This is a genomic window from Chitinophaga sp., assembly GCF_036569185.1.
Lineage (GTDB): Bacteria > Bacteroidota > Bacteroidia > Chitinophagales > Chitinophagaceae > Chitinophaga.
The window spans coordinates 26,956-40,036 of sequence record NZ_DATCRD010000074.1; the positions used below are offsets into that span (position 1 = coordinate 26,956).

General features: G+C 47.1%; 11 protein-coding genes and 1 pseudogene. 4 read left to right on the forward strand and 8 right to left on the reverse strand.

Annotation, left to right across the window (positions count from 1 at the left end; genetic code table 11):
• Positions 1-7 precede the first annotated feature (7 nt).
• A complete protein-coding gene (locus tag VIM72_RS05490) occupies positions 8-943 on the reverse strand; it encodes a glycoside hydrolase family 43 protein (protein WP_332001863.1) in 936 nt (311 codons plus the stop codon).
• 123 nt (positions 944-1,066) lie between these two features.
• Between VIM72_RS05490 and VIM72_RS05495 the strand changes: the two genes are divergently transcribed.
• Entirely contained in the window at positions 1,067-2,152 is a 1,086-nt protein-coding gene (locus VIM72_RS05495) for an ATP-binding protein (protein WP_332001864.1), read from the forward strand.
• On the opposite strand, the gene VIM72_RS05500 is transcribed toward VIM72_RS05495, so the two are convergent.
• Complete coding sequence (locus VIM72_RS05500; protein ID WP_332001865.1) at positions 2,118-2,858, reverse strand: LuxR C-terminal-related transcriptional regulator; 741 nt, start codon at positions 2,856-2,858, stop codon at positions 2,118-2,120. The two genes, VIM72_RS05495 and VIM72_RS05500, sit on opposite strands and share 35 nt — an antisense overlap.
• 642 nt (positions 2,859-3,500) lie before the next feature.
• A pseudogene (locus VIM72_RS05505) lies at positions 3,501-4,988 on the reverse strand (serine hydrolase); the annotation flags it as partial.
• 151 nt (positions 4,989-5,139) lie between these two features.
• Here VIM72_RS05505 and VIM72_RS05510 point away from each other — a divergent pair.
• Positions 5,140-5,694 carry a carboxymuconolactone decarboxylase family protein gene (locus VIM72_RS05510; protein ID WP_332001867.1) on the forward strand — a complete coding sequence of 185 codons (555 nt, stop codon included), beginning with the start codon at positions 5,140-5,142 and terminating at the stop codon, positions 5,692-5,694.
• Positions 5,695-5,767: 73 nt separating this feature from the next.
• Entirely contained in the window at positions 5,768-6,502 is a 735-nt protein-coding gene (locus tag VIM72_RS05515) for an SDR family NAD(P)-dependent oxidoreductase (RefSeq protein WP_332001868.1), read from the forward strand.
• Positions 6,503-6,508: 6 nt separating this feature from the next.
• Here VIM72_RS05515 and VIM72_RS05520 read toward each other — a convergent pair whose 3' ends face one another.
• The 5 genes from VIM72_RS05520 to VIM72_RS05540 form a co-directional block, all read right to left on the reverse strand.
• On the reverse strand, positions 6,509-7,192 hold the full coding sequence (locus VIM72_RS05520; RefSeq protein ID WP_332001869.1) for an ABC transporter ATP-binding protein: 684 nt from the start codon (positions 7,190-7,192) through the stop codon (positions 6,509-6,511).
• 3 nt (positions 7,193-7,195) lie between these two features.
• Positions 7,196-8,458 carry an ABC transporter permease gene (locus VIM72_RS05525; RefSeq protein WP_332001870.1) on the reverse strand — a complete coding sequence of 421 codons (1,263 nt, stop codon included), beginning with the start codon at positions 8,456-8,458 and terminating at the stop codon, positions 7,196-7,198.
• A 3-nt stretch (positions 8,459-8,461) separates the two neighbouring features.
• Complete coding sequence (locus VIM72_RS05530) at positions 8,462-9,553, reverse strand: efflux RND transporter periplasmic adaptor subunit (RefSeq protein WP_332001871.1); 1,092 nt, start codon at positions 9,551-9,553, stop codon at positions 8,462-8,464.
• 6 nt (positions 9,554-9,559) lie between these two features.
• The gene (locus VIM72_RS05535) at positions 9,560-10,882 is read right to left on the reverse strand and encodes a TolC family protein (protein WP_332001872.1); all 1,323 of its coding nucleotides are present in this window, start codon (positions 10,880-10,882) and stop codon (positions 9,560-9,562) included.
• 61 nt (positions 10,883-10,943) lie between these two features.
• Positions 10,944-11,408 carry a hypothetical protein gene (locus VIM72_RS05540; protein WP_332001873.1) on the reverse strand — a complete coding sequence of 155 codons (465 nt, stop codon included), beginning with the start codon at positions 11,406-11,408 and terminating at the stop codon, positions 10,944-10,946.
• A gap of 241 nt (positions 11,409-11,649) precedes the next feature.
• Here VIM72_RS05540 and VIM72_RS05545 point away from each other — a divergent pair, with 241 nt between their 5' ends.
• Positions 11,650-13,080 (forward strand): hypothetical protein, encoded by a 1,431-nt coding sequence (locus VIM72_RS05545; RefSeq protein ID WP_332001874.1) that lies wholly within the window; start codon positions 11,650-11,652, stop codon positions 13,078-13,080.
• Position 13,081 lies beyond the last annotated feature (1 nt).

The following is a 13,081-nucleotide window of genomic DNA, read 5'->3' on the forward strand; positions in this document are numbered from 1 at the left end:
AAAACATTTACCTGCCGGCTCCCTCCATCAGCCGGTCCAACTCTTTGCCGGTAATGGTAAGTACAGTGCCATGCCGTATCCCATCCGGCATGGATAACTGATCCGATACATCTGTCCATGTTTTCATATCGGTAGATTCCACGGCGCCATAACGGTGTTGGGTATACTTATCGAAATACACGATCCATTTACCGGCTGTATGCAGGGCGGTTGGCCCTTCTGCCCAGTATTGCCCGGTAATGGGTGGGGATGGTTTCCCATAGCCACCGGTTAAGGTATTGCTCACGGCAATGCGGATGTTTTTCTGCGGAGGTGTTTTTGTTTCGTCTTTCAGGAACATTATAAAACGGCCTTTATCAGGAACAATACTGGCGTCGATAACATTAAAGCCCTGGTCGTACAATAATTTTGCAGAACTGAAATGCTGAAAATCTTTCGTGGTAACGTAGTATAAACGGTGATTATAATGACCATCGCCGGAGGTGTCGCCGGCAGCAAACCTGCCGGGGATAGTGGTAGCCCAGTAGATCATATATTCCCGTCGACGGGCATCGTAAGTAATTTCCGGCGCCCAGCAGTTCTGCGCCCCGGCTTCATGCGCCATCACGGGAATTTCCTTTTGGGCGGACCAGTGCAGCAAATCGGGCGAGGAAGCATAGCCTATTCCTTTTTCGTGCCAGCTAACCGTCCATACCATATGAAAGAGGCCATCTGCCCCGCGGATGATGCAGGGGTCCCTCATCAGTTTGTCCCCTCCCGCTGTGGGAGTAAGCAGGGAGCGATCGTTGTTCAGCGCCTGCCATTTATAACCGTCCCGGCTATACGCCATGTGCAGGCCATCCTGCCCGTTGTCTTTAAAATAAGCAAATAAATAAACCGCCTCCTGTGCGGTTGCGCTGGACAGGAGCGCTGATAAAAAAACAAAAACAAGTATTTTGTTCATAAAAGCTGAATATCCTTTAAATATACGCCCAGGAAGCATCTTTTTTAAAGACAGCACATATTATTTCTGTCAACTTACTATATTTACCCTCAATTAATCCAACCGCTGCTATCCCAACTGCTCATGAAAAAAACTATTACCCGCGGAAACATGTTCCGTCAGTTGAAAGCTGACCTCGGAGGTAAGGATTCTTACCGCGGGGTTACACTTACCTATACATGGCTGGCCAACCAGTTTGGCCATTTTTCACTCGGGTTTATTCCTTCTTTTATTGTATACCTGGTATTAAAAAATCGTATGGATGAGGCCAGCGCCGCGCTTACCGCTGCCTGGAGCATCAGCGCATTGTGGCTGGTTTTTGAAGTCATTAACTTCCTGGGGCCACTGACCATCGGGAAAAAAGGGGGTGTAAAATCATATGTATTCCAGCCAGCCTGGGGCAACGTGGCTTTTGATACCATCACGGATCTGCTGTTCTTCTGGCTTGGCGCATTTTTCTGTTCCCTGCTGTGCTATGATACCACCACCGCCAGGGTGGCGGTAGTGGTAACCAGTTTGCTGCTGATATATCCTACCTATTACTGGTATCTTACCAAAATGTACCTGCAAACACCTGGCTATCCTTTCCAGTTCCGGCTTAGCCAGTGGAGCACCGAACAAATTGCGCCGGAAGATATCAACCTGATCAGGCGTTTCCTCGACAGCAATACCCAAGGCATGCACCTGTTCCTGTTTGGCCCCAAGAACAGCGGTAAAACCAGCCTGAGCGTGGCTATCGCTACCGAGCTGTCTATCCGCCACTATTCCGCCGTTTACACTTCCGCCATGAAGCTGTACTGCATGTTCTATGAACAGGACGACGACTCCACCGCAGATGTACTGTGGACCTGGCGAAAGGCCTCCATCCTGGTAATTGACGATATCAACCCAGGCAACCCCATCAAGGAAGACCTCATTACTTCAGACAGGTTCCTCAGCTTTGTAGATGGCTCTTCCACCAACGATATTAACAGGACCGCGCTCAAAGACACCAATGTGATATGGGTGCTGGGCAATGATGATGAGGACCGGAAACTATCTGCCACCTGGCAGAATATGCTGCATAGTATAGGAGTGGAAAGGGAAAAGATGCTTTCCCTCAACCTGGAAAGATATGTGCCGAAGAAAAAACCAGCTAAGGCAGAATATGGTTTGCAAATGCAAAGCTGATCAGGTGGGTCAGGCTTTTTACATTGAAACGCTTATACATCGGTAAGATCCGTTTCTCGATGGCGGATTGCGATACGCCAAACCGCGCGGCAATTTCCTTAAAAGAATAACCCTCTGCTACCAGGGACAGCGCGTCTTTCTCTTTTTCGGAGATAGCATAATAGCGGAACAGCTGCTTGTTCAGCTCTTCTTCAAACTCGGATTTTTCCGGGCCGTATGCCGCATAGCGCATCACGTTACCAAATTTAATGCTCTCATTTTTCTGGGAGTGGCCTATAATACTGGTCACCTTTCCCTGCTCGGTGGTAAATACGCCCACTTTGGAAATGAGGGGCACAGGAGTGCCGTTCTTATGGATCTTTTTCAGTTCTATGGTAAAGCTGTATGGTTCGTCCCCAATATATTTATTATGGAGAAACATCAGGGCTTTGTCGTTCAGTTCATTGGAGAAGGGAGCATACTCGGGAGCCGTAATATTTACAATGGTAAGCATACTGATCTCATTGTCTGCATAGCCCAGCAGGTCTTCCCAGCCATCGGCATACAACATTTTGTTCTCCTTAAAAGAATATATATAGATGGCTTCATCCGCGAACCGGCGGATCGTATTTTTAAAATGCAATGCTTCCGGGCTGGTAAGATCAGCCGGGACATCTGTTATAAATGCTTTCGAATAACTTCCAAACGCCAACTTATCAGGATGCATCTTTTTGACAGTAAAAATAATAAAGAATAGCTTAACCTGCGAATTTTCGCAGTTGATTCCCCTTTATCTGCGTTATACTTTTGTGCCTGTAATACAATCCGTTAAGGATTAACAGGAATAACAGCTAATGGCCTTTTATCCGGAGATCCCATCAAATACAGCTCTGGCAACGATTTGTATGACCGATGGTATCCCCAGTAACACCCCAATGTTAAATTTAAAAGTGTGTCTTAACGCCGTTGTTTCGTAACCCGGCCCCATGCAATAAATACAATGTTCCCCAAGACCGGTGCAGTACTACAGAACTGCACCGGTTTTTTCTTTTTATTTACCGGCTTCCTTTTCCGCGCGGAAAGAGCCATTGGGCTGCATGGATATTAATGCCACTACCTTGTCTTTATCATCTTTTATAAACTTAACCCTGAAGTCCTTCAGCTCCAGGATCCGGAAAGTGGTATTGTCCGTGGCTTCCAGCGTATACAATGGCTGGCCCGGCACTTCCATTGTCAGCGCTTTGGCATCCGACAGCTTAATGGTTACCGGCATAGATCCTATCTTATAAATACCTTTAAACTGCTCCAGGGAAGCAGGAGGCAGTACTACCTGCCGGGCTACACGCTCAAATATAACCGGGTCGCCGTCATAATTAAAACTTAACCGGTCAATGTCCCCGCTGTTATTCATCAGGAACTGTACCCGCATATTCGACCTATACTTTACATCGATCACGGTATCTGCAGCATCATAGGGAGAGAAAATGTTATAGTCCTCATGGTTCAGGTACCAGGTCACTTCAGGGAATGTGGCAAACAGGGAATCTTTCTTCACAGAAATATTAAAATCGCCATAGGCATTATTCTTAAACACCCCGGCAAATGCTGTTAACGGGTGCGTAGCAGGATGGGGCTTCAAAGTTGAATCTATGTAGGGCTTAGGCGCTTCCCCACCTTTACCTTTCTTTTCCTTTGGCTTCGCCTCTTCGGCAACTCCCAGCAGCCGGTCGGTGATCAGGTTGGTTACCCTGGTAGGGATAGCTGAATTATTCTGGTTGCTCAGCACCACGATGCCGATACTGTCTGTCGGATAAAAGGTGGTTAACGCGGTAAAGCCGTCTATATTCCCGCCATGCTCTACCCGGTAATGACCCCGGTAGGAAAACAACATCCAGCCAAGACCATAATCGGCAAACTGTACATACGGGGTTTTCTTATCCGGTAAACCTCCGGGGATGACCATCTGCGGAGATATCGCCTCTTTCAGGTAATCTGCCGGGATAATTTCTTTGCCGTTATATTTTCCCCCGTTGATCCAGGCAATGAGCCATCTGGACATATCCGTTACCGTGCTGTTGATAGCGCCGGCAGGCCCCATGGCAACAATAGCGTGATACTTCTTTTCTTTGATCTCATTTTCATCGGTTAATTCGTATCCACGGGAGGCTTCTTCCGCGGCTGCCAGGGAAACGGAGCCGATAGATGACTCGTTCATGCCCAGCGGTTGAAAGAAGCGGTTATTAATATTCTGTTCCCAGGATTGCCCCGTTAACTTCTCCGCCACCATGCCCTGTACCATGAACATAAAGTTATTGTATTGCCAGCGGGCCCGCAATGGCGCATTAGGCTTCATGTAATGCATCCGCTTCAGCAGCGAATCCCTGGAATCGGTTTCGAAAAGGTACCAGGCAAGGTCGTAACGGGCGAACCCTGTCCGGTGGCACATCATATCCCGCAATGTTACCTGGGTGTTAAGATACGGATCTGAAAAGTCCAGCGCCGGCAGGTAATAGGTAGCCGGCTTATCAAAATCCACTTTTCCCTCTTTGCGTAATCCGCCCAGTAAAGCGCTGGTAAAAGCCTTGGTACAGGAGCCAATAGCAAAGCGGGTATGCGCTGTAACAGGTAATTTATGGGCCATATCCCGGTAGCCAAAGCCTTTTGAAAATATCACCTGGTCCTTCTCCACTACTGCCACCGCAAAACCGGCGCCTTTTGCTTCCTGCAGAATAGCGGCTAACGCAGCATCTACTTTTTCGAGCTTATTATTTTTAACGGGAGCCTGGGCAGTGGCTACTGCCGCTATAGTTAAACAACACAGGCTGGAGATCCACCTGTTCATGCTAGGTATCATCATCGGGTTATTGTATTACTATATAAGATTACAGTAAATAGCCGGATAAAAAAACCGGGGCCGGAAAATATTTTCCCCTCCTATTGTCCAATTTCGACGGTCCCGATCTTTATTAAGGTATAAGCAACCTGTTAACATACAAAACACAATAACAATGGACACTTTCCTCACCCCTATCGACCAGCCCAGGGGCCTGGTAATGAAACTGGTTTATTTTTTTACACGCCGGCAGTTCGGTAAAGTACTGGCCCCGCTGAAGGTGCATTCTGCCCGGTTACCACTGGGTTTCGGCATGTTTTACGGTAAAGTTTCCCAACTGGATAAAAAGCTGGAGCTGTCGCCGGAATTGGTGATGCTGGTCCGCCAGCAGGTGTCCCGCATTAATATCTGCCTCTTTTGTATAGACACCAGCCGGTATGTGGCGATCCAGGCATTCATGAATGTAAACCGTTTCGACGCATTGGACGAGTATGAAACAAGCCCGCTTTTTTCCCCGGCTGAACGGGCGCTGCTGGACTATGTTACCGCCCTTACAAAAGATAAAAACGTAAGCCCGGCCACTTTCAGCCGTTTGGCGGAATATTACTCCGAGCGGCAGATCTGTGAAATTGTTTGGCTGGTAGCCAGCGAACATCTCTATAATATTACCAACATCGGTTTAAATATCCATTCTGATATGCTGTGCGATATCAGTAAAAGAAAATCCTGACGGATGAATGCGCGGGGGAGTTATTTCCCCTGCCATGCGGGCAATCTCCGGACAATGACTATTTTTATGGCCTATGCGTAATGATGCCATTAAAACAGTGCTTGTACTCGGCGCCAATTCTGATGTAGCCAAAGAAGCTATATTACTATACCTGGAAAAAGGTTATCATGTTATCGCCGCTTCCCGCAGCACGGAAGAAATCGCGGCGTTCATGAAAGCGCGGAATGCTGCATCACAGCAGCTATCCATCTGTTATTTTGATGCCACCACATTCAGTGATCACGCCGCGTTTTATGCAGGACTACCCGCCAAGCCGCACATCGTGGTGTATGCAGCGGGCTTCCAGGTAACCAATGAACAGGCGCTGGCAGACTGGGAGGGCAGTTACCGGATGATAAATGTGCTTTATGCCGGCGCGGTATCTATTCTGAATATCATTGCTACAGATACCACAAACATGCACCTGGAACGCATCATTGGCTTGTCGTCGCTTTCCGGTGTACGCGGCCGCAAAAGCAACTTTGTATATGGGAGCACCAAATCGGCATTTACCCAATACCTGGCGGGATTACGCCAGTATCTCTTCTCCCGGAAAGTTATTGTAAATGTAATTATAGCAGGATATATCCGGAGCAAAATGACTGCAGGACTGGCTCTTCCGGAATACCTGTTAATGGAGCCGGCCTTTATTGCCCGTAAAATAGTAAATGCCGGCAATGGCTTTGCGATAGTACCGGGAAGCAAATGGAAGATCATTTATTTTATCCTGAAGCATCTGCCTGAAAAACTGGTGGCGAAGCTGCCCTGAATTTTTTTATACACCGGTTTCCTCATCTATTTTGCCATCTGTAAGATGAATGGTATGATCTGATCTCCTGGCAATATCTTCATCATGGGTAACCATTAATATCGTTTGCCCTTTTTCTGTTGATAATTTTTTAAAGAGATCAAATACCACCGCAGAATTATAGCTGTCCAGGTTACCGGTAGGTTCATCTCCCATAATAATCAACGGGTCGTTGATCAACGCCCGCGCAATGGCCACCCGCTGCTGCTGCCCACCCGAAAGCAGGGATGCCCGCTTATGTGCCTGGCTGTCTACTCCCAGTAATTTAAGCAGTTCCATGGCACGGTGCTCCGTTTCCGCGGCGCTGTATTCCCTTAGTTTAAGCGCAGGGAGCATTACATTTCTTAACACGGTAAATTCAGGTAAGAGGTAATGGAACTGGAATACAAAACCGATATGATGGTTCCTGAAACCGGCCAGCCAGGCATTGCTTTTTCCCTGCATCTCCTCCCCGTTAATACGGATACTGCCTTCAAAATCTGTGTCCATGGTAGACAGCAGGTAAAGCAACGTAGACTTTCCGCTCCCTGATTTACCGGTAATCGCAACGAATTTTCCTTTTTCTATATCAAAGCTCACATTGCTCAGCACCTGCATCTTTGCCGGTTGCAGGAAATATTTATTTACATTTCTTACGGAGATCAGGTTCATGACTTATCCTCTTAAAATGGTGATCGGATCTACACGGGATGCCTTGCGCGACGGCAGGTAGCCCGCCAGTGCAGTGGTGATAATACCGAAAGTAAAACCGGTGATATAATATACCGGGGCAAAACTCACCGGCAAATGATCCAGGGTGATCATCACATCACTTTTGTAGGGCATTTTTGAGATGCCGTAGGCACAAAGAAAACCGAATAAAAGTCCCAGCAAAGCGCCGGTAAAGCCAATCGTCAGCGCCTGTACCAGGAAGATCCACCGGATATCCGCATCAGAAAAACCCATTGCCTTGAGGATGGCGATATCCTTCATCTTTTCATAGATCATCATGGTGAGGATATTGAAGATCCCAAATCCCGCCACCAGCAATATGGTAACGGCTACCCCATATACGATCATATTGCGGATCACATCCCCTTCAATGATAGTGGAGTTATCCTGTTTCCAGTCCGATCCATGAAAACCATACTTCGTTTGCAGCTCCTTTGAAAATGCCGGCGCCAGCTCCATATCGTGCAGCTTGATCTTGATATCGGTGATATATGCAGCGGGCACACCGAAGAAACGCTGTACCGTATTCAGACTGGCATAACTCTGCTGCTTGTCGATGTCGGTCATCCCTGTTTTAAAGATCCCCACTACCGTTACATAGAAAGTATTTCCTTTCTCCGTGGTGAGGGTAAGCCGGTCGCCGGTTTTCAGATTAAGTCTTTTTGCCAGCCCGGCGCCCATTACCAGGCTGTTGGGCATGGTGGCCAGTTCCTGGAAACTGCCATCCACCAGTTTTGCCTGGAGATTAAACAGGGAATTCTCCGCTTCAAAATCAATACCGTTGATAATACCATTGATAGCGCTGGATCCCAGCCGGTAAAATACCTGTGTGTTGATAGACCCTGAAACAGCGCTCACCCGCTGATCATGTTGAAGGGTTTGTACAATTTGTTTTCCATCTTTCAGGCTCAGCAAAACATCTTTGGGCTTTACATGATCCACTATGTTTATGGCCTGTGTGTTTACTTTATCGAGAATAGTGCCCGGCGTGGCCTGTACTTCATTATACAGCCGCAGGTGCGGCGATTGCTCAAAGGCGATGTTCCTGATAAATTCATTGGACCCTTTGATAAAGCTTACCATGAACACAAAAACCGTAATGCCGAAAGCAACACCGGCAGTGGCTACAATAGTTTGTTTCAGCCTGGTGCGCATATGTGTAAATGCGATAGACGCCGCCAGTTGTATGTTGGTAAATATTTTCATGGCTTACTCCTTTTTGGCGATGATATCCCCCGGTTTTAGTCCACCTGTTACTTCCACCCAATCGCCGCTTCTTGTATGCGTGCCGATATGGATCTTACGCAACTCCTTTCCCTGCTGAAGGTATACGCTATCGCCTTTCAGCAGGTAATCTGCAGGGATCATTAATGCAGGAATATTTTCACGGATAATAATATTGGCTTCTACTGATGATTGGGGATAGAATGTGTTACTGTCCAGCACCGCGGCTTCCACCTGGAAGCTCCTGCTTTCCTTTTGCAACACGGGAATAATTTTATTGATAGTGGCTGCAAATTGTTTGCCTGCATACACCTCTGTTTCAAAATATACTTTCTGGCCTGTCCTGATCTTCGCAATATCCCTTTCGTCTACCAGTAGTTCCAGTTTGAATGTACCGGGCAGGCCTATCATCAGCACGGGATTATTGAGTGGTACCAGTTCTCCTTCTTTCCCATATATTTTAAATACAGTTCCATTCACCGGGCTTTTCAGTATTTTCCCTTCTCTTACCTGGTTGTTGGCCGCCAGTTGCTCACGGGTTTGCAGGAATTTATCTGCCAGTATATTTTTTTGGGAGAGATACTGCTGCTGTAATGCTTTATAGGTACGCAAGCTGCCGGCGGCCTGCAGCCTGGCCTGCTCCGCATCTTTTTCAGAAACAGCTTTATCTTTTGCAAGATCTGTATATCGCGCAGCGTTTACTTCGTCTGCCTCATGCTGTTGTTTTGCCTGTTCTATTCTTTCCTGTAATTCGTTGAGCGCCGCCGAACCCTCATTGGCATTACTACCGGCCAGCGCTACCTGGCGTTGGAGAATAGCTGCCTGTGTTTGTTCACTGGGCGTTCCCAATACGGCCAGTACCTGGTTGCGGATAACGGCATCTCCCTCTTTTACCTTCATTTGCAGAAGCAGGTCGGTGCTGTTGGATTTCAGGAAATAATAAGCCCCGGGCATAATTTCACCTGAAGCATATACTGCTTCATTAAGGATGCGGCGCTGCACAGTATAAACAGGTGTTTTTTGTTTACAGGCGGTTACCAGGATAGCCGTTCCTGCTATTAATAAAAGCTTTCTCATGTAAGCTTATTTATTTTGTAGGTAATTAATTTCTGTATAGTGCCTGAAAAAATCCATACGGGCTTCATTCAGTTGTTCCTGCGCTTTATAAAGATCGGTTTGTACCTCTTTCAGCTGTATCATATCAATGATGCCTTTATTGATTTTTAAAGTGGTGAGTTGCTCATTCTCCGTTGCCAGCCGGGTGTTTTCCTGTTGCAGCCGGATGTTTTCAGCCGCCTGTTCCAGTAATACTTTCTCCTGCCGGTATTTTTTTTCCTGCTGAGATGTATACCTTTTGAACTGCTGGCCGGCCGCTTCCCATCGGGCTTTCCGGCTGCGGGGCGTATAGGTGGTCCTGCTGAGCGATAGCGGCATACTAAGCTGCAAACCGATAAAGCCTACGGTGAACCAGGGCGACCTGGTGATGAAATTGCTTTTATCGCCGAAGCCCAGTTGTTCCCAGCTACCTTTAACATGCAGGCTCGGATAGATGGCAGACAAAGAAGAACGGTAATCCTGGCGGGCGGTTGTTACCTTCAGTAACTCCGCTTCATAACCGGGCAGTTCTTCCGCGCGAAAACCGGCAACAGCCAGTTCCGGCAGGTTGTCAGAAGGGGTAACCGGCAACGTGTCTTCCAGCGGGAAGCCCATCCAGAATTTCAGGTCCAGGTAGCTCTGTTGCAAACCGGCAACGGCTTTTATGTGCTCCGCTTCGCGGTTTTTCAACAGTGTGGCCGATTGGTTCAATACAATTTTATCGATCAGCCCTTTATCAAACTGCCGGGAGATCAGCTGGTGAACATGCTCATAATTTTCCTGCAGGCCGCTGGTAACAGTAACGTATTCCTGTTGCTGCTGTACACTGTACCAGGCGATGCGCACATTTTTCAGCAGGGTTTTCAGGAGGGAGTTGTATTCCGCCTGTGCGCCCTGTTCCTGCAACCGGGCCAGTTTTATGCGCTGCCAGGTTTGCACATCTACCAGTGGCAGGTCTGCATCCACGCCGTAGTTGCCCATCCAGGGAGTTCCCATTCTTACTGGTACAAAGGTGCCGGCGGGTTGGTTTACCAGCTCTCCCGGGAATACCTGTACAGGAATTTTCCAGTAGTTATTGATGGCGCCTTTTAATGATAGTTCGGGTACAAGCTGCGTTACCGCCGCCTTACGATCCTGCATACCGGCTTGCACCAGCTGTTTTTGGGCCAGTACGTCCTGGTTATGGGTAATGGCATACTCAAGACATTTCTCCAGTGTCCATTGCGGGGCGTTGTTGTTTACAGGCATGCTTTGCCCGGCTGCTACCCGTACATGGAAAGCCAGTAACAGCAACAGTGCGACTGTTTTCATCTGAATAAATTAATTTCTTTTAGTTCTGAATTAAAAGAACCAATGTGGACAAAAAAAGAGATTATTTGCGTTGTTGTTTTAATGCAATGGTTCTTTTCCATCGTTCCAGGATCAACGGAATTTCGAACAGCATCATTTTATATAAACCTGATATATCTTCCAGCTCCCCGCTAAAATCATCATCGGCCTTTCTGATGGTCCTGATATCATCCAGTAGATTGTAAAAAGCTTTTATCCTGGTAGACAGGTACTCCTCACTAAACATGCCTTTCATATTCACGGAAAAATACCGCTTACGTTGTCCACCAATGGTTTTGGCGTCTACCATCTTTACCGATTCCAGCATCTTGAGCGCGTTGGAAACGGCGCTTTTGCTTACCCCGAAATAGTCCACCATTTGTTCAAATGTGGCCTGGTGCTCTTCACTCAGCATCAGGTATATATATATCCTTGCCGCTACGGGTGTAAGCCCCATTGATTCCATAGTAGTACTATGCTGCTCAATCTTTTCCCTGTATTTTTCCAAAATAGTTACTGATATCCGGGTGTAAAGGTATAAAAGAATTTTGGTTTTCTTAAAAGAGAACCAATTATTCTCCCGGTGAAGTTACATCATCGTATACACAATAAACTTTGAATTTCTGCAAAAATGACCGAAATTAGATCAAAGGAAAAGAAGCCCCGGAAGACTAGTAACTCCCAATAACACCCCAAACTCCAAAAGCAAAGGGCTCCCTGTGTAATTTAAATCAACCCCAGAAAACATCATGGAAGCACTTGAAAAAATTTTCTTTGTCAATGTTGGCGCCAATGGCACGTTTGCAGACTCCGGTCATTTATCCTCTTCCCCTGCCGATGTGGAACAGATCTTTAATTTCCTTGAAGAAAAGGATATTGAAAAACTGCTTATTTATTTCCATGGAGGATTGGTGAGCGAAAAAAGCGGGCTAAAGGCCGCAATGGTTATGAAAGAGCATTTTGCCAGTACGGATGCCAAAAGGCATACCGTTTCCTTTGTATGGGAAACCGGTCCGGCTGAAGTGGTGGTGCAGAACCTGAAGAACCTGAAAGAGCTTACCGGCAAAGGCGCTTTTGATGAGGTCGTGAAATTTGTCACCAAACTGGTGGCCAAAAAGCTGGGGCTTGACGATGCGAAAGGCGGCGGCACCTATTTCAGCGATGAAACCATAGCCATAGAAAAACAGAAAACAGCCCCCTTTGAAGACCTGGATAAATCGCTGGATGCCCGCGGTGGCACTCCCCTTGAAATAGATGAGGAAGACGAAAACTACAGCACCTACTACGCTAAACTGGAAACAGAAGCCAAAGGCCTGGTGAGCGCCGAAGGATCAGATGAGCTAAAATATGAACAGGCCGAAGGAGATGAAATTGCGAAGGGTGGAATGCTGTTCGTAGCCAAAGTGGTAGCACAGATAGCTTTTGCCGTGCTGAAACGTTATTTTAAAAAAACGCACCACGACTTCTACCCTACCATTATGGAAGAAGCCTTCCGGAAACTCTATTTGGACAGGATCGGCGGATGGGGATGGAAACAGATCAAAGATAAGTCCGGCAACATGTTCAGCAGCAATAACGGTTTAAGCGGGAGTAACCTCCATGCCGGCACCCACTTTCTTTCCCTGCTGGATGTACACCTGCAAAAAAGAAAAGCCGCAGGCAAAAAACTGGACATAGAACTGGTAGGCCACAGCGCCGGCGCCATTGCCGTATGTAACCTGCTGGAAGCCAGCAGCCAGTATTTCAGTAGCATCACCTATAACAATGTCTTCTTCCTGGCGCCCGCCTGCCGCACCGATTTCTTCCTGCAGAAAGGATCCCCCGCACAGGAAAAAGGTGTGTTCAAACATTTCAAAATGTTTACCATGGAAGAAAGCAATGAAAAAAAAGATCATTGCATTCCTTTTGCCTATACCCATTCCCTGTTATACCTGGTATCCGGTCTGTTTGAAGACGAAGTGGACGCAAAAATTATGGGACTGCATGAACAGCTGAAAGCCACGGGTCGCTATGAAACCTTTGATGAGCTGAAAAAACTGAACCAGTACATCAGCAATAATAAACTGATCCTTTCCACCGACCTGGAAAATGCAGACGAAAGCCTGCGGTGCAGTTCTCTTAAACATGGCGACTTCGATAACGACGCGCTCACTTTAACCGCTATTCTAAAAAGCATTTAAC

Bases quoted from the DNA above. Each gene is read 5' to 3' on its own strand.
- VIM72_RS05490 (WP_332001863.1), bottom strand. From the start codon at position 943: ATGAACAAAATACTTGTTTTTGTTTTTTTATCAGCGCTCCTGTCCAGC.
- VIM72_RS05495 (WP_332001864.1), top strand. From the start codon at position 1,067: ATGAAAAAAACTATTACCCGCGGAAACATGTTCCGTCAGTTGAAAGCT.
- VIM72_RS05500 (WP_332001865.1), bottom strand. From the start codon at position 2,858: ATGCATCCTGATAAGTTGGCGTTTGGAAGTTATTCGAAAGCATTTATA.
- VIM72_RS05510 (WP_332001867.1), top strand. From the start codon at position 5,140: ATGGACACTTTCCTCACCCCTATCGACCAGCCCAGGGGCCTGGTAATG.
- VIM72_RS05515 (WP_332001868.1), top strand. From the start codon at position 5,768: ATGCGTAATGATGCCATTAAAACAGTGCTTGTACTCGGCGCCAATTCT.
- VIM72_RS05520 (WP_332001869.1), bottom strand. From the start codon at position 7,192: ATGAACCTGATCTCCGTAAGAAATGTAAATAAATATTTCCTGCAACCG.
- VIM72_RS05525 (WP_332001870.1), bottom strand. From the start codon at position 8,458: ATGAAAATATTTACCAACATACAACTGGCGGCGTCTATCGCATTTACA.
- VIM72_RS05530 (WP_332001871.1), bottom strand. From the start codon at position 9,553: ATGAGAAAGCTTTTATTAATAGCAGGAACGGCTATCCTGGTAACCGCC.
- VIM72_RS05535 (WP_332001872.1), bottom strand. From the start codon at position 10,882: ATGAAAACAGTCGCACTGTTGCTGTTACTGGCTTTCCATGTACGGGTA.
- VIM72_RS05545 (WP_332001874.1), top strand. From the start codon at position 11,650: ATGGAAGCACTTGAAAAAATTTTCTTTGTCAATGTTGGCGCCAATGGC.